This is a genomic window from Streptomyces sp. HPF1205 (assembly GCF_020400825.1).
Classification (GTDB): domain Bacteria; phylum Actinomycetota; class Actinomycetes; order Streptomycetales; family Streptomycetaceae; genus Actinacidiphila.
The window spans coordinates 486,977-502,286 of sequence record NZ_JAINVH010000001.1 but is presented as its reverse complement, the minus strand read 5'-3'; the positions used below and the strand labels follow the sequence as shown (position 1 = coordinate 502,286).

General features: G+C 73.3%; 15 protein-coding genes. 3 read left to right on the top strand and 12 right to left on the bottom strand.

Annotation, left to right across the window (positions count from 1 at the left end; all coding sequences use genetic code 11):
* Nucleotides 1-10: 10 nt before the first annotated feature.
* From K7G61_RS02095 to K7G61_RS02075, 5 genes are all read right to left on the bottom strand, one after another.
* Nucleotides 11-1,324, bottom strand: coding sequence for a hypothetical protein (locus K7G61_RS02095; protein ID WP_225844750.1), 1,314 nt, complete (start codon nucleotides 1,322-1,324; stop codon nucleotides 11-13).
* A 266-nt stretch (nucleotides 1,325-1,590) separates the two neighbouring features.
* The gene (locus tag K7G61_RS02090) at nucleotides 1,591-1,953 is read right to left on the bottom strand and encodes a DUF6281 family protein (RefSeq protein ID WP_225844748.1); all 363 of its coding nucleotides are present in this window, start codon (nucleotides 1,951-1,953) and stop codon (nucleotides 1,591-1,593) included.
* A gap of 149 nt (nucleotides 1,954-2,102) precedes the next feature.
* Nucleotides 2,103-2,861 carry a hypothetical protein gene (locus K7G61_RS02085; protein ID WP_225844747.1) on the bottom strand — a complete coding sequence of 253 codons (759 nt, stop codon included), beginning with the start codon at nucleotides 2,859-2,861 and terminating at the stop codon, nucleotides 2,103-2,105.
* Between the two features lie 13 nt (nucleotides 2,862-2,874).
* Nucleotides 2,875-3,507 carry a hypothetical protein gene (locus tag K7G61_RS02080; protein WP_225844745.1) on the bottom strand — a complete coding sequence of 211 codons (633 nt, stop codon included), beginning with the start codon at nucleotides 3,505-3,507 and terminating at the stop codon, nucleotides 2,875-2,877.
* 343 nt (nucleotides 3,508-3,850) lie between these two features.
* A complete protein-coding gene (locus K7G61_RS02075) occupies nucleotides 3,851-4,660 on the bottom strand; it encodes a bifunctional 2-polyprenyl-6-hydroxyphenol methylase/3-demethylubiquinol 3-O-methyltransferase UbiG (protein WP_225844744.1) in 810 nt (269 codons plus the stop codon).
* A 166-nt stretch (nucleotides 4,661-4,826) separates the two neighbouring features.
* Between K7G61_RS02075 and K7G61_RS02070 the strand changes: the two genes are divergently transcribed.
* Together K7G61_RS02070 and K7G61_RS02065 are read left to right on the top strand one after the other, a co-directional pair.
* Nucleotides 4,827-5,066, top strand: coding sequence for a ribbon-helix-helix protein, CopG family (locus K7G61_RS02070; protein WP_225844742.1), 240 nt, complete (start codon nucleotides 4,827-4,829; stop codon nucleotides 5,064-5,066).
* A complete protein-coding gene (locus tag K7G61_RS02065; RefSeq protein WP_225844740.1) occupies nucleotides 5,063-5,497 on the top strand; it encodes a type II toxin-antitoxin system VapC family toxin in 435 nt (144 codons plus the stop codon). The genes K7G61_RS02070 and K7G61_RS02065 overlap by 4 nt, the downstream gene beginning before the upstream one ends.
* 97 nt (nucleotides 5,498-5,594) lie before the next feature.
* On the opposite strand, the gene K7G61_RS02060 is transcribed toward K7G61_RS02065, so the two are convergent.
* The 7 genes from K7G61_RS02060 to K7G61_RS02030 all read right to left on the bottom strand — a co-directional run bounded on the left by K7G61_RS02060 (nucleotide 5,595) and on the right by K7G61_RS02030 (nucleotide 14,251).
* On the bottom strand, nucleotides 5,595-6,704 hold the full coding sequence (locus K7G61_RS02060) for an RNA polymerase sigma factor (protein WP_374204026.1): 1,110 nt from the start codon (nucleotides 6,702-6,704) through the stop codon (nucleotides 5,595-5,597).
* A 431-nt stretch (nucleotides 6,705-7,135) separates the two neighbouring features.
* On the bottom strand, nucleotides 7,136-9,055 hold the full coding sequence (gene dnaG, locus K7G61_RS02055; protein WP_225844737.1) for a DNA primase: 1,920 nt from the start codon (nucleotides 9,053-9,055) through the stop codon (nucleotides 7,136-7,138).
* An 80-nt stretch (nucleotides 9,056-9,135) separates the two neighbouring features.
* On the bottom strand, nucleotides 9,136-9,591 hold the full coding sequence (locus tag K7G61_RS02050; protein ID WP_225844735.1) for a GNAT family N-acetyltransferase: 456 nt from the start codon (nucleotides 9,589-9,591) through the stop codon (nucleotides 9,136-9,138).
* A 40-nt stretch (nucleotides 9,592-9,631) separates the two neighbouring features.
* Nucleotides 9,632-10,894 (bottom strand): FAD-dependent oxidoreductase, encoded by a 1,263-nt coding sequence (locus K7G61_RS02045; RefSeq protein ID WP_225844852.1) that lies wholly within the window; start codon nucleotides 10,892-10,894, stop codon nucleotides 9,632-9,634.
* A 253-nt stretch (nucleotides 10,895-11,147) separates the two neighbouring features.
* Entirely contained in the window at nucleotides 11,148-12,485 is a 1,338-nt protein-coding gene (locus K7G61_RS02040) for a deoxyguanosinetriphosphate triphosphohydrolase (RefSeq protein ID WP_225844734.1), read from the bottom strand.
* A gap of 235 nt (nucleotides 12,486-12,720) precedes the next feature.
* A complete protein-coding gene (locus K7G61_RS02035) occupies nucleotides 12,721-13,620 on the bottom strand; it encodes a sirohydrochlorin chelatase (RefSeq protein ID WP_225844732.1) in 900 nt (299 codons plus the stop codon).
* Nucleotides 13,621-13,780: 160 nt separating this feature from the next.
* Nucleotides 13,781-14,251 (bottom strand): gamma-glutamylcyclotransferase family protein, encoded by a 471-nt coding sequence (locus K7G61_RS02030; protein WP_225844731.1) that lies wholly within the window; start codon nucleotides 14,249-14,251, stop codon nucleotides 13,781-13,783.
* A 298-nt stretch (nucleotides 14,252-14,549) separates the two neighbouring features.
* On the opposite strand from K7G61_RS02030, the gene K7G61_RS02025 reads away from it, so the two are divergent.
* Nucleotides 14,550-15,263, top strand: a complete 714-nt coding sequence (locus tag K7G61_RS02025) for a vancomycin high temperature exclusion protein (protein ID WP_225844850.1) — start codon at nucleotides 14,550-14,552, stop codon at nucleotides 15,261-15,263.
* The last annotated feature ends 47 nt before the right edge of the window (nucleotides 15,264-15,310 follow it).

The following is a 15,310-nucleotide window of genomic DNA, read 5'->3' as shown; positions in this document are numbered from 1 at the left end:
TCCGTACGCCCTACAGGACCGTCCAGCGGAAGTAGTCGGTACGGGTGCCGTCGACGGTGGTGGCCCACCCCAGGACGTCGCCCTGTTCGGTGATCGCGGAGGCGCCCGTGCCGGCGTAACCGGGGGGCGGGGTGATCGCGATCATCTCGCCCGCCCGCCACAGGAACGCGGACCAGGAGCCGTTCGCGAGGGAGGAACCGCCGGCTACCTGGCGGGCGTTGTTGACGCCGACCGCCCTGGCGCTCGTGCCGCCGAGGGTGCCGAGGTCGGTGGCGGTGCCGCCGCTGCGCAGGAAGGGGCGCTGGCCGACGGCGCTGTTGCTGAAGCCGACGACGTCGCCGAGGTCGTTGAGCGCCCGCTGTATGGAGTAGTCGGAGACCGAGGCGGTGCCGTTGTGCGGGCCGGTGAAGGTGGTCAGCGTCCCGCCGGACCACAGGAAGGCGCGGGTCGTGGGCGGACCGGACTGCGAGGAGTAGTCGCCGACGACGTCACCGCGGGAGTTGAGGCCGGCGACGCCCATCAGGCTCCAGGTGCCGTCGATGTCCGTGAAGTCGGCGACGGTGGTGCCGTCCCGCCACAGGTACGCCAGGCGCATCGGGCTCTGCGGGATGTAGCCGCGCATCAGGGCCTCGCCCCGGTCGTTGACCGCGACCGCGGAGAAGGTGATGCCCTGCCGGGCGGGCGGCGGGGCGATCGTGGTGACGGTGGTCCCGTCGACCAGGCAGGCCTTGCTCGGTGTCGCGGTGTCCCCGCTCGGCACGTCGTAGCCGAATACCGCGACCTGCCCGAGGTTGTTGAGGGCGGTCGCCTCGCTGTAGACCGTGCCGATGTCCAGTACCCGCGGCACGCCGCCGGTCCACAAGGTGGCGTGCGTCCGGCCGCCGACGGTGTAGTAACCGGCGGCCTGGTCGGAGTCGTTGAGGTGGCGCGCGCCGCAGTCCGCGGCGTCCGCCACCGGCGGCGGCAGTACGGTGACCCGGCCGTCCGCCCAGATCGCCGAGGGCCACTGAGGCGTGGTGCCCTCGCCCGCGTCGATCATGCCGAGCACATGGCCGTGCCGGTTGACGTCCCAGATCTCGACCAGCGGGTTCGACCCGTCGGGATTCGCCAGCGGCCGGGCCAGGACGGTGTGCCCGCTCGCGGTCCGCCACCTGGTCACCGCCGCGGGCGTCCGGCCCGGGCGCGCGCCCGTTCCCGCCGCCGGCGCCTTGGCCCGCCCCGCCGTCAGTGCCCTGGCCGGAGCCGTCGACAGGGCCGTGGCGCCGAGCGCCATCCCCGCGACCACCGCACGTCTGCCGATCCCCTGCCCGCTGCCGCCGCTCATCGCGTTCCCTCCCCGTGCGCGTCTCCGGTATGCCCCCACTCGCCCCGGCGGCATACCCCATGAGGCTGATGATGCGTCAGAGCAACCGGTGGCGCCACCCCCGTGCGTACGCCTATCGCGGGCCTGGGCGGAGGGGCGCGTTCCGGGCGCGGACCCCGCCCGGAACGGAACGGCGGCCCCGGGTGCGGGTGTCTTCCGGAGCCCGGCTCACGGCATACCTCGCCCGTTCCTCGCGTCGTCGGCGGGCGCTACGAGGAGGCCGGGGCTCAGCGGCCGGCCAGCAACGCGCTCACCGGGGGCGGCAGATGCTTCGGGTCGGTCACGCCGATCTGGTCGTCCTGCGTGATGACGGCCAGCGACGGGTCCACCCCCTTGATCCGGTAGACGGTGACCTTCTCTCCGCCGTCCCCGCCGTCCGCGCTGTCCCCGCCGTCCGCGCAGCCCGCGAAGGAGCCCTGCCCGAGAGCGGTCCCCTCGTGGCGGACGCCCTGGACCACGGCGGCGGCGTTCTGCGGGGGTACGTACAGGCGGTTTCCGTACGACAGCTGCCAGGCGCAGTCCGCGTCCGCCGTATGCTGCCCGCCGCCGGAACAGGCCGCGGCGAGGGCCGCCGCCGCCACGGCGGTCATCACGAGTACGCCTCGCGTCCTTCGTCCGCGGTCACTCGGTGTCATTCCACGCCCCCTCTTCTGATCGGCCGTCGGCGGCCGGTTCAAGGCCGCCGACGGTGGTTGGACGGGCCGGCCGGCAATCGGTTCCCCGACGGCGCGTACGAACGTCAACCGGTGGTGTGGTTGGTCCCGTTGGCCCTGGACAAGCGCACGTCGGGCGGCAGGTCCATGTAGGCGGCGGCATTGGGGTCGGGCGGGGTCGCGGCCAAAGTCGCCGCCAGTTCCTCGGGGGTGCCGCCCCACGCGTCGTCCTTGACGTCGGTCGTATGGGCCGGGTCGGACTGCGGGCCGCTGTAGCCGTAGACCTTCGCACCGGCGCCGACGGTGTTGTCCGCGTCCGGCAGGAGGGAGTCGCTGCTCAGCGGCTCCCAGCCGGCCTCGTCGACGGTGGTCGTGGGGCTGAGATACGTGATGGGCACGACGTATCGCTCGCCGACCGCCATCGACGGCTCGCCGTCGACCCGCAGCGGGGTCCTCTCGTCGCCGTGGAAGGTCCAGCCGTCCAGGTCCCAGTCCATCGTGGTGGGAGCGGTCGGCGCGCCCGGCCTCGACCACAGGACCTGATCCACGTGCGCCGTCACCACCCGGGGGATGAACCCCTCGCCGGCCGCGGTCTCCTCCGCGGAGGGCGGGAGCGCGCGCTCGGAAGTGATCGTCACCACCGCCAGGTGGTCGCTGTAGGTGACCCAGTCGGTCGCGGTGTCACTGGGAAGCAGCGCGTCGGCGTCCGCGACGACCACCTTGGGCCTGGGCGGAGCGGCCGAGCCGTTGTTCGCCACGGCGACGGTGCCCGCGGTGAGCGCGGCGCAGGCGCCGACCGCGGTGAGTACGTGGCCCGGCCTGATCTTGAATCTCGTCAGTCTCATCCGACCGGTCCTCTCAGTACGTCGCGTTGATCTCGGCGATGTTGTTCGACCCCAGGCCCGTGCGGTTGCCGTAGTCGGGGGTCTCCATGCACCCCAGCGCCGAGTTGGTCTGCGAGACGGCGGGCGACGCCTGACGTCCGTGGGTCAGACCCACCGCGTGACCGGTCTCGTGGCAGGCCAGTTCCGCGTCGATGCTGTCGTACCGGAACCGCACGTACTGCTGGTCGCACGAGGAGGGGCTGACCGCGTCGTCGCACCAGGTGAAGCCGATGGTGGTGCCACTCATTCCCGACGTGCTCTGCTGGTAGACGATGTCGGTCTCGCTGGAGCCGGTGTACGACGCGGACGAGGGGTAGCTCACGACCAGGTCGGTCGGAGCGTACTGGTTGCTGAGCCGGCTCTTGATGGTGCTCTTGGCCGCGCTGGTCAGGGAACCCTGCATCCACACGGACATGTCCTTGTTGTCCGTCTGGCAGAAGTGCCCGTGCGCGCTGTAATCGAGGCAGGGCCATTCCGCGTTGAGCGTGGGATACATGTTGTCGAAGGGTGCGGCCATCGCGCTGGTCGCACCGCTGGTGACGAATATGGCGGCCCAGCCGATGACACCTGCGCTCACGGCGGCCACGTTGCGGAACAGTCTGGACATCTCTCCGCCTGTTCGGGAATTCCGCGCAAAGCGCGGAGCGGGCACTACTGAAAGGACATGCGGAGAGGCGCAACAGCGCACAGGAAAAATCGGGAAAAAGCCGATGGCCGGAGCGCGCGAATCGTGACACATCACGCCAGATAAGGGCGCGTATCGCGACAACCGACCCCTTCGGCTCTTTCCGCGCCCCCCGGAAGTCTCGGTAAGCAATGAATATCATGTTTCTCAACGCACGGCAAACAGTCGGTAAGCGGATTCCGGCATTCCGCTATTCCGCCATTCCGTTGTTTCCGGACAGGACACGGCACACCGAGGGAAATCCGGCGGCCCCCGGACGAAGGGCTCACGCTCTCGTGGCCCGCAGGGAGTACATCAAGGGGACACGGGGGTGGCCGGGCGGGAAGCGGAATTCGGGGCCGGAACGCTCCAGGACCGGGTAGCGCGGGAAGTAGGTGGTGGGGTGTTCGTGGAGGAACTCCAGGCGCAGCCCGGCCCGGGCGAGGGCGGTCACCACGTCCCCGAGGGGGTGCTGCCACTGCACCGAGCGCGTCCTGGTGAGGGCCGGGCCGCCCGTGTACGAGTACGGGTACTCGCACAGCTCGCCGTCGACGTGGAAGTAGTCGTACTCGACGGTGCGGCCGTCGTCGCCGAGGATGTCGGTCACCGGGTGGAACTCGGCGAGGTAGAGGGCGCCGCCGGGTTCCAGGAGCGAGGAGACGACCCGCGCCCAGCGCGTGAGGTCGGGCAGCCAGACCAGGGCGCCCAGGCCGGTGTAGACGATGTCGAAGCGCTCGCCGTCGAGGGCGGTGGGCGCCTCGTACACGTCGCAGACCACGAAACGGGCGCGGTCGGCCATGCCGATGTCCTCGGCGAGGGCGCGGGCGATGCGTACGGCGGCTTCCGAGAAGTCCAGGCCGGTCACGCGGGCTCCGCGGCGCGCCCAGGACAGCGTGTCCTGGCCCATGTGGCACTGCAGGTGCAGCAGGCGCTTGCCGGACACGTCCCCGACCTCGTCCGCCTCGAACGCCCGCAGCGTGGAGGCGCCCGCGCGGAAACCGGGCAGATCGTAGAACTCGCTGGCGGCGTGGACCGGGACCCTGTCGTCCCAGTTCTCCCGGTTGAGCCGGAGCCAGTCCTCGGCGCTGTCGGTCATGCGGGTGACGGTACGGGCGGGCCGTACCGGCTCACCACCGAATTCCCGGCGCCGGGGGCCGGCCGATTCGGCCGCGACCGCGCGCCGGTCGGCCCACTGACCGCGCCGCGATCTTCCCGGGCCTTGGCCGAGTGGAGGAAGGTTATGGTGGAGGTACCATAACCTCATGGCTCTGAAGAAGACGACGGTGATGGTTGACGAAGAGGACCTCCGGGCCGTCAAGGAGGCCGCCGAGCGGGAAGGACGCCCCGAGTCGGAGTTCTTCCGCGAGGCCTTCCACATCGTGGCGCTCCGCAACCGGCGATGGGATCAGGAATGGGACATCCCGGAACTGGACTTCGGCGGTCCGCTCTCGGCGGAGGACGTCAAGGCAGGGGTTGACCGGGCGATCACGGACTTGCGTTGATCGTCATCGGCGACACCTCGGGGCTCGTGGCCGCGCTGAACGTGTCCGATCAGGAGCACGACGCGGCCCGCAAGGCACTGGGCCAGGCGTCGGCCACCGTCGTATCCCCGCTCGTCATACTCGAAATCGAGCACATCACCACGCGTAATGTCGGGCGGAGGGCCGCCGACACGGTCAAGGACTGGCTGCTCCAGCAAGAGCGCACCCTGCGCGTCCTCATCCCGAACGTCTCGGCCGACCTACTGCGCAAGGCCCGGTCCGTGCAGAACCGCTACGGCTCCTTGAACCTCGACCTGACCGACGCGGTCAACGTCGTCCTCGCCGAGACCTACGAAACCGACTGCGTGCTGACGCTCGACAGGCGCGATTTCCGGGCGGTACGCCCGCTCAGCGGTCACCAGGCCTTCCGGGTGCTGCCGGACGACCTGTGAGGCCCGGCCCGGCCGCAAGGGCCGCCAAGTCTCCTTCGAGCCGGCCCGTACGGAGATGCGGAAGGCGTCTGCGACGTGCGCCCGGGCGGGCGCCGCGCTACTCCAGGTAGCCGCGGAGCTGGTCGGCGAAGGTGTGGTCGCGGAGTTTGCCGAGGGTCTTCGACTCGATCTGGCGGATGCGTTCGCGGGTGACGCCGAAGATGCGGCCGATCTCCTCAAGGGTGCGGGGGCGGCCGTCGTCGAGGCCGTAGCGGAGCTGGACGACCTTGCGTTCGCGCTCGCCGAGGGTGGACAGCACCGCGTCCAGGTGTTCGCGCAGGAGCAGGAAAGCCGCGGACTCCACCGGGGAGGCGGCGTCGCCGTCCTCGATGAGGTCGCCGAGGGCCACGTCCTCCTCCTCGCCGACCGGGGTGTGCAGGGAGATCGGCTCCTGGGCCAGCCGCAGCACCTCCCGGACGCGTTCCACGGGCAGTTCGAGCTGGACGGCGACCTCTTCGGTGCTGGGCTCGTAACCGCGTTCCTGGAGCAGCCGGCGCTGGACGCGGACCACCCGGTTGATCAGCTCGACCACGTGCACCGGGACACGGATGGTACGGGCCTGGTCGGCCAGCGCGCGGGACATGGCCTGGCGGATCCACCAGGTGGCGTACGTGGAGAACTTGTAGCCGCGGGTGTAGTCGAACTTCTCGACCGCGCGGATCAGGCCGAGGTTGCCCTCCTGGACGAGGTCGAGCATGGTCAGCCCGCGGCCGACGTAACGTTTCGCCACCGAGACGACCAGCCGCAGATTCGCCTCGATCAGCCGCCGCTTGGCCATCCGGCCCGCCACCACCAGCCGGTCCAGGTCCGAGGCGAGCCGCGAGTCCAGGTGCGGGAAGGCGGCCAGCTTCTCCTCGGCGAACAGCCCGGCCTCCACCCGGCGCGCGAGCTCGACCTCCTCCACGGCGGTCAGCAGCGGGATCCGGCCGATCTCCCGCAGGTACTGCCGGAACAGGTCGGCCGACGGCCCCACCGCCTCCTCCCGCGGCGCCCGCACCGGCCCTTCCTCCGGTACGTCCTCCGGTGCGCCGGGTACGGGGCCGGGTTCGAGGTCGGACCGGGGCACGGGCCCGCCCGGGGACTCCGCCCCCGCGCCCGGTGGCGCCTGACCGCCGCCGCCCTCGCCGTCGCCAACGCCGTCGCCGTCGTCCCGCCGCTGCTCCGGCACCCGCGGCGGAACGGCCTGCCCTCCCCGTGCTTCCGCCACGGGATCCACCGCCACCGCCCCGCCCGCGGCCGGCAGGAGGGCCGGAAACTCCGGCTCGGCGTCCCGAAGGCCGCGGATCCCGCGGCTTGCCTGGATGTCCTGGATGTCCTGGATGTCCTCGAACTGGGTCTGCACGGAAGCGACCTCCGCAGTGAGCGCGACATTGGGCTCGAAGAGGGCTCTGGCGCCGCCCCCCAGTCTGACCCAGGACGCACTCCCACTACGAGGGTCGTGCGCTCCCTTTTTTCACACCACGTCACCACCTGAGCCCGGTCGGTAACTCAGCGGCATATGCCGCCTGCCTCCCGGCGCACGGCGACGGCCGGCTCACCGCACGACCGGGCCGGCCCGCACCGCCGGCCCGCACCGCCGGCGCGGGCCGCCGGGAACGGTCAGAGCGCGGCCGCGCCCAGGTCGCGCAGCCGCCTGCCGTACTGCTGCAGGGCCCACAACTCGTCCCGCACCGCGGCCACTTCCGGCGCGTCGGAGGGGGCGCCCTGCGCGGCGAGACGTGCCTGGGCGGCGTGCACCTGGGCCACCCGGCGGTCGACGGCGAAGAGCCGGACCCGGACCAGCACCTCGCCGGCGTAGATCTCCGGGAGCTTGTGCATGACCGGCTCGACGGCAAGCTCGGTGATCATGGTCCGCACGGTGTCGTCGGCGGCGGCCTCGCGCACCCGCAGCAGGAAGTCGCCGTCGGCGCGCTCCACGCCGCCCGCCTCGGCGATGGCGCGGCGCACCGCGGCGTACGGGGGGCCGGTGAACTCGTCCTCGCCGTAGGCGTCGAACGCCGGTGAGACCAACTGCGGGTACTGCAGGGCGAGTTTGAGCAGCTCGCGCTCGACGCGGTGGGCGGGGCTGCGCAGGTCGAGCCGGGGGCCGCGCGGGGCGGGCGGCCCGGCGTTGCCGGGGGGCGGGCCCTGCCGGGCGTACCCGGCGGGGGGCTGCCGCTGCGGCGGGGGCGCACCCTGGGCGCGGGCGCGGGCCATCGCCCGGACCCGGCGGATCATCGACTGCTCCTCGGCCTGCGTGGCGAGCCCGGCCATGCCGGCCAGCCGGATCGCGTAGCGGTCGCGCAGCGCCTGGTTCTTGATGGCGGCGACCACCGGCACGGCGGCGTCCACCGCGGCCACCCGGCCCTCGTCGGTGTCGAGGTTGTAGCGCCCGACGATGGAGCGCAGCGCGAAGGCGAACAGCGGGGTGCGGGTGTCGATCAGCCGCTGGACGGCCGCGTCGCCCTCGGCCAGCCGCAGCTCGCACGGGTCCATGCCGCCGGGCGTGATCGCGATCGAGGTCTCGGCGGCGAACTTCTGGTCGTCCTCGAAGGCCCGCAGCGCCGCCTTCTGCCCGGCCTCGTCGCCGTCGAAGGTGAACACGACCTCGGCGGTGGAGTTGTCCATCAGCAGCCGTCGCAGGATCTTGATGTGCTCGCCGCCGAAGGCCGTGCCGCAGGTCGCGATGGCGGTGGTCACCCCGGCCAGGTGGCAGGCCATCACGTCGGTGTAGCCCTCGACCACGACCGCCCGCCCGGTGCGGGCGATCTCCTTCTTGGCCTGGTCGATGCCGTAGAGCACCTGGGACTTCTTGTACAGCGGGGTCTCGGCGGTGTTGAGGTACTTCGGGCCCTGGTCGTCGTCGCGCAGCTTGCGCGCGCCGAAGCCGATCACCTCGCCGGTGATGTCGCGGATCGGCCAGATCAGCCGGCCCCTGAACCGGTCGATCGCCCCGCCCCGCCGGCTCTCCGAGGCCAGACCGGAGACGATCAGCTCCTTGTCGGTGAAGCCCTGGCCGCGCAGGTAACGCACCAGGTGGTCCCACCCGGCCGGCGCGTATCCCACTCCGAAGCGCTCCGCCGCGGCCTGGTCGAACCCGCGGGCGGCCAGGAACGCCCGCCCGATCTCGGCCTCGGCGCCCGCCAGTTGCTCCACGTAGAACCGCGCGGCCGCCCGGTGCGCCTCCACCAGCCGGATCCGCTCCCCCTGCTGCCGGCCGGGGATGTGGCTGCCTTCCTCGTACCGCAGCGTGATCCCGGCCTGCCCGGCCAGCCGCTCCACGGCCTCGGTGAACGACAGGTGGTCCACCTTCATGACGAACGAGAGCGTGTCCCCGCCCTCGCCGCACCCGAAGCAGTGGTACAGGCCCTTGGACGGGCTGACCTGGAAGGAGGGGGACTTCTCGTCGTGGAAGGGGCACAGGCCCTTGAGGTTGCCGCCGCCGGCCGGGCGCAGCTGCAGGTATTCGGCGACGACGGCGTCGATCGGGACGGCGTCGCGTACCGCCTTCACGTCCTCGTCCCTGATCCGCCCTGCCACGGGGGAAGTCTACGGCCCGGGTCGGACACCGCCTGCCGCGACCGCCTGCCGCGACCCGTACGGCGGGAGCCGGCGGCGGGCTACCGGTCCAGGTCCTTCGTGACGAAGACGTAGTGGGGGCCGCTCGGTTCGAGGACGAACTCCTCGCCGAGGGCCGTGAAGCCGAAGTGCTCGTAGAAACCGGTCGCGGAGGTGCGGCCGTTGCACCAGACCAGTCCGGCGCCGCGGGCCGCGCACTCGCGCAGGCCCGCGGTGAGGGCCGCGGCGCCGAACCCCTGGCCGCGGACCTCGGGCGCGCTGCCCATGCCGCGGAAGCGGTAGGCGGGCACGGCCTCGCCGGGCATCGCGTCGGGGAAGAACGTCACGCACCCGCGTACGGCGCCGTGCTCGTCGTACGCGGCCACGTGGAAGGTCTCCGGCCGCGCGTCCTCGGGGTAGACGGCGGCCTCGCGCGGCATTCCCGTGCGCAGCACCGCCCACCGCAGGGCGAAGATCTCCTCGACGGGCACGACGGCGGTACGTATCTGGGCGGGCATGCGGCGGCGTTCCTCCCCGGTCGGGCCGGGAGCCTCCCGGTCAGTCCAGGAACGAGGCTAGTGGTACGGAGGGGTCGGACAGGCGGTCGGGGTCGACCTGGCGGCCGGAGCGGATGAGCCGCTGGATGGGCTCGGTGACGTCCCAGACGTTGACGTTCATGCCGGCCAGCACCCGGCCCTCGCGCAGCCAGAAGGCGATGAACTGCCGCTTGCCCACGTCGCCGCGCGCCACCACCTGGTCGTACGTGCCGGGCGCCGCGTGGCCGGAGAACTCCATGCCCAGGTCGTACTGGTCGGAGAAGAAGTACGGGACCCTGTCGTACGTGACGGGGTGGCCGAGCATGGCGCGGGCGGCGGCGGGGCCGCCGTTGAGGGCGTTCGCCCAGTGCTCGACGCGCAGCCGGACGCCGAGCAGCGGGTTGAAGGCGTTGGCGACGTCGCCCGCGGCGTAGATGTCGGGGTCGGAGGTGCGCAGGGAGGCGTCCACCGAGATGCCGCCGCCCTCGGCGCGGCCGGCCAGGGTGAGCCCGGCGGTCTCGGCGAGCGCCGTGCGCGGGGCGGCCCCGATGGCGGCGAGCACGTCGTGCGCGGGGTGCTCCTCGCCGTCGTCGGTGACCACCGACAGCACCATGCCGTCCTGGCCGGTGATCTCGGTCAGCCGGGCGCCGAAGCGGAAGCGCACGCCGTGTTCCGTGTGCAGGTCGGTGAAGACCGCCCCCAGTTCCGGGCCGAGCACGGCGTGCAGCGGCGTCGGCGAGGGTTCGACGACGGTGACCTCGGCCCCGTAGCCCCGGGCGGCGGCGGCCACCTCCAGGCCGATCCAGCCGGCCCCGGCGATCACCAGGTGGCCGTTCTCCCGGCCCAGGTTGGCCAGCACGCGCTTGAGCCGCTCGGAGTGGGCGAGCCGGCGCAGGTGGTGCACCCCGGCCAGGTCGGTGCCGGGGACGTCGAGGCGGCGCGGTTCCGAACCGGTGGCCAGCAGGAGCTTGTCGTACTGCAGCGTGGTGCCGTCGCCGAGCCGTACGGTGCGGGCGGTGCGGTCGAGGTGGACCACGGGCTGGCCCAGGTGCAGTTCGACGTCGTGCTCCGCGTACCAGCCCGGGCGCTGCACGAACACCGAGTCGCGCTCGTCGTTGCCGATCAGGAAGCCCTTGGAGAGCGGTGGGCGCTCATACGGGTGCTCGCGTTCGTCGCCGATCAGTATCACCCGGCCGGTGAACCCCTCGGAGCGGAGCGTCTCCGCGGCTTTCGCCCCGGCGAGCCCCGCTCCGACGATCACGAAGGTCTGGTGTGCGTCCACCACTGTGCGCCTCCCCTGCCGGTCGTCCGTCATACGCGAGCCTCCCGCACGGGCGTGCCGCCGGGAAGAGTGCGGGGGCCCTGCGGGGCTTCAGCGCGTCGTCCGCTCGCGTCCTTGATCATCGTCCGAGGGTACGCCGGGCATGCCCGCACCACCTAGGGGGCCGCGCCCACGTCCGGTCAGCCGCACGGGCGGCGGATGCCGGTCGGCCGCATGGGCGACGGACACGATCGGCCGCATAGGCGGCGGGCGCCGGTCAGTCGCAAAGGCGGCGGTGGGCCGCTGTCGCGGCCGCGTCGGTGAGCCCGGCGATCTGGTCGACGACGACGCGGCGGGCGGCGCGGTCGTCGGGGGCGGACAGGAAGAGGGGGCGGAACTGCGGGTCGAGGCCCTCGGGGGCCCGCGCCCACAGGGCCTCGGCGAGCTCGCCGATCACGACGCGCTGCTCGGCGCGCCGCCGGGCCTGGGCCGCGCGCTGCATCACGTAGCGGTCGGCCACGGCCTTCAGGACGGCGCACTCCAGCCGCTGCTCGCGGGGCACGACGAGTTCGGCGCCGTACCGGGTCAGCCGCGCCGTACCGTGCCGGGCCCGGGTGGCGCCCTCGGCGGCCAGGCAGAAACGGCCGATGAGCTGGGAGGAAGCGTCCTTCAGCCGGGCCTGGTCCAGGGCGGAGCCGTCATAGTGGCGCGGCCACCAGGGCTGGGCGAGCAGCCGGTCGAGGGCGGCGGCCAGTTCCTCCTGGTCGGTGCCGGGCGGGGCGTAGCGCGCGGCGGCGCACCGGAAGACCTCCGCGCGCTCGTCGCGGGACAGCAGGGCCCGCGGATCGATGTGCCCGGCCTGCAGACCGTCCTCCATGTCGTGCACGGAGTACGCCACGTCGTCCGACCAGTCCATGACCTGCGCCTCGAAGCACTGCCGCCCCTCGGGCGCCCCCTCGCGCATCCAGCGGAAGACCGGCAGGTCGTCCTCGTACACCCCGAACTTCGGGCCGCCCGGATCGGTGGGGTGCGCGCCGCGCGGCCAGGGGTACTTGGTGGCGGCGTCGAGGGCCGCCCGGGTGAGGTTGAGGCCGACGCTGACCGGCGCCCCGGAGCCGCCGCCGGTGTCGGCGAACCGTTTCGGCTCGATCCGGGTGAGCAGTCGCAGGCTCTGCGCGTTGCCCTCGAACCCGCCGCAGCTCGCGGCGAACTCGGCGAGCACCACCTCGCCGTTGTGCCCGAAGGGCGGATGGCCCAGGTCGTGCGCCAGGCACGCGCTCTCCACCAGGTCCGCGTCGCACCCCAGGGCCCCGCCCAGCTCCCGGCCCACCTGGGCGCACTCAAGGGAGTGGGTCAGCCGGGTGCGCGGGCTGGTGTCGTACACCGCGGCGCCCGCCACCCCCGGATCGACCACCTGCGTCTTCCCGGCCAGCCTGCGCAGGGCGGCGGAGTGCAGGACCCGGGCGCGGTCGCGCTGGAACGCGGTGCGGCCGGGGCGCTTGTCCGGCTCCGGCACGTACCGCTCCGCGTCGGCCTCCTCGTACGGCTCGCGCGGTCCGTACGAGCCGGTGGTCGTCCTGGTGCCCGTCAGGCGCGGCGCGTTGTTGCCTTCCATGCCTTCGACGGTAACCGGGAGGCGCGCCCCGGACGGTTCGCCGTGGCGCCCGCGGCCCGGGCGCGCCCTAGGCTAGTGCTGTGACCGGGAAGGTTCACCGGCTCGCGACGCCCGGCACGGCACCTCGCGGCGTTGCCGAATCGACCGAGTAGGCCCACTACGAGGCCGATCCGGCGCCTTGCGATCCACCGCACCGGACGCCGCGAGCTACCGGCAAACCTTCCCGACCACAGCACTAAGCGGCGAGCCGTCGGACGGACGCGGCGGCCTCGTCGTAGCGGCGCAGGACCAGGCGGGCCATGGCGTCGTGCGCGCCGAGGGGGCGCGAGACGATCCAGGGCGCGGCCGAGCCGACCTGGGTGGCGAAGCGGCCGGGGGCGGTGAAGTAGGAGGCGACGGCGATCCGCCGCATCCCGCGGGCGGCGAGGGCGGCCACCGCTTCGGCGACCGTGGGGCCGGCGGCGGAGGCGTAGGCGGGCAGCACCGGGACCCGGCCGAGCCGCGCGCTCAGCAGGGCCGCCGTCCGCGCGGTGTCCACCGCGGAGTCCGGATCGCGCGAGCCCGCCGCCGCGAGCACCACGCCCTGGCCGCCCTCCTGCCAGCCGGCCTCCGCCAGCCGCGCGTGCAGTGCCTCGGCGAGCAGCGGGTGGGGGCCGAGCGGCCCGGCGACGACCCCGGTCACCCGGGGGGCGCCGGCGAGCGCGGCGGGCAGGTCGTGTTTGACGTGGTGGCCACGGCCCAGCAGCAGCGGCACCAGCACCACGTCGCCGGTCAGGTCCGCCAGGGTGTCGGTGAGCAGCGGCTGGTTGAGCTCGACGTGCCCCAGGCGCACGTCGAGACCGGGCCTGCGGGCCCGTACCCGCCGCAGGAGTTCGGTCACGGTGACCAGGGCGCGCGGGTCGCGGCTGCCGTGCGCCACGGCGACCAGCACCGGCCGCCCGCCGTCGGCCGCCAGGCGGCGGCCCGGCGCCCCGGAGGGCCCCTGCTGGTCGCCCGGCCCGGCGCCGATCCGCCCGACCGTGGCAGCCGGAACGACCGGGCCGACCGGGGTGACCGGGGTGACCGGACCGACCGGGGTGACCGGACCGACCGGGCCGGCACTGCTGATGCGGCTGATGCGGCTGACGCGACTCATAGGGCGATCCTGCGGCCGGGACGTTGCGCCGCCATGTGGAACCGGGAAACGGGCCGTATCGCGGATCTCACCGCCTCCGGAAAGGGCTGTGAGGGCTTCCGCGCAATTCCCCGCGGGCCCGCGGAATTCCTCCGGGCCGGCCCCGCCGCATTCCCGCCGGTCATCGCGCGGCACGCCGCCGCCAGTCCCCGTACGGCACGCGCACACCCGAAACCAGCAGGTCACGAGCTATGCGGTCGGCGGCGAAATAGACCCAGGCGTCGATCCGCGAGCTTTCCGCCCGAACCCGCACGGCCACTCGTTCATAGTGGTTGTCGTTACGGCCGGCGGAGAAATTCTCCAGCAGGTCGAGTTCACGCAGCACGTCCTCGTACAGCTCCTCGGACACGGCCGCGACTTCGCCGCGCACCACTGCCGCACCGGCCGGGTCGGGAACGGCGTAGGGGTACGGGTAAGGGCGGCTCGTGGCGTGGAAGAGGAGCGCGCCGGTCAGTTCGGCCGGTGTCCACGTCGCGGTACGGCCGGCCAGCAGGTGGTGGTTGCGCTCACCGGACAGCAGCGTGCCGTAGACGAAGAACGGCAGACGATGAGTGGTCAGGACGGCCTCCGCGCGTCGATGCCATGGGGTCACTCGCCGGGACCCGGCCGGAACGTCCCGGAGGATCCCCGCGGCGACCTCCGGGAGTCGTCCGAGGGATGCCCGGCAGATGCCCGAGAGATGTCCGGGGGATGCCCGTGCTCGTGTCCCAGTGTGGTCCACGCGGGGCGGTAACGGGTGGCCGCGAAGCCGCCGGGGCGGCCCGCCGGGCAACCGGCCGCCCCGTACGCGCGTCGACCAGTGCGGGTGGAAGGAGGGGCTCGTGCGGACATGGACGGGCTGGAGGGGACCAGCGCGGTGGGCCGGCTGGACGGGACGGGCGCGGGCGCGGCTGGGCCGGATCCGGCGGCGGGCCGGGCTGCCGCGGCTGCCGCGGACCGTGCGCGGCCGGCGGCGGCTGGTGCGGTGGGTGGTGGCGGGGTGCGTGGCGGCGCTGCTGCCCGCCACCTGGCTGCAGCTCGGCGGAAGCGGGCGGGTGCGGACGGAGGCGGACGTCCCGAGCGAGCCGGTGGCGGTGGTCTTCGGGGCGGGTCTGTGGAACGGCAGACCCTCGCCGTACCTCGCGCACCGGCTCGACGCGGCGGCCCGGCTCTACGCGGCGGGCAAGGTCCGGGTCGTCCTCGTCACCGGCGACAACAGCCGCGCCTCGTACAACGAGCCCGGCGCCATGCGCACCTACCTGACCGCGCACGGGGTGCCCGCGCGGAAGGTGGTCCTGGACTACGCCGGGTTCGACACGTGGGACTCGTGCGACCGGGCGAAGCGCGTCTTCGGGGTGGACCGGGCGATCCTCGTCAGCCAGGGCTTCCACATCCGCAGGGCCCTCACGCTGTGCGAGGCCGCCGGGATCGACGCCTACGGGGTGGGCGTGGACGAGCCGCACGACGCGACCTGGTACGCGGGCGGGGCGCGGGAGCTGCTGGCGGCGGGCAAGGCGGCCTTCGACGCGGCCGTCAGACCCGACCCGCGCTTCCTCGGGCCGCGCGACGACGAGGTGGCCCGCGCCCTCGCCGCCCCCTCCGCCGCCGCCCCGGGCCGCGGGTGAGCCACGGCCAAGGGCTCACAGCGGCGCGGGCGGGGCGCTGAGGGGGT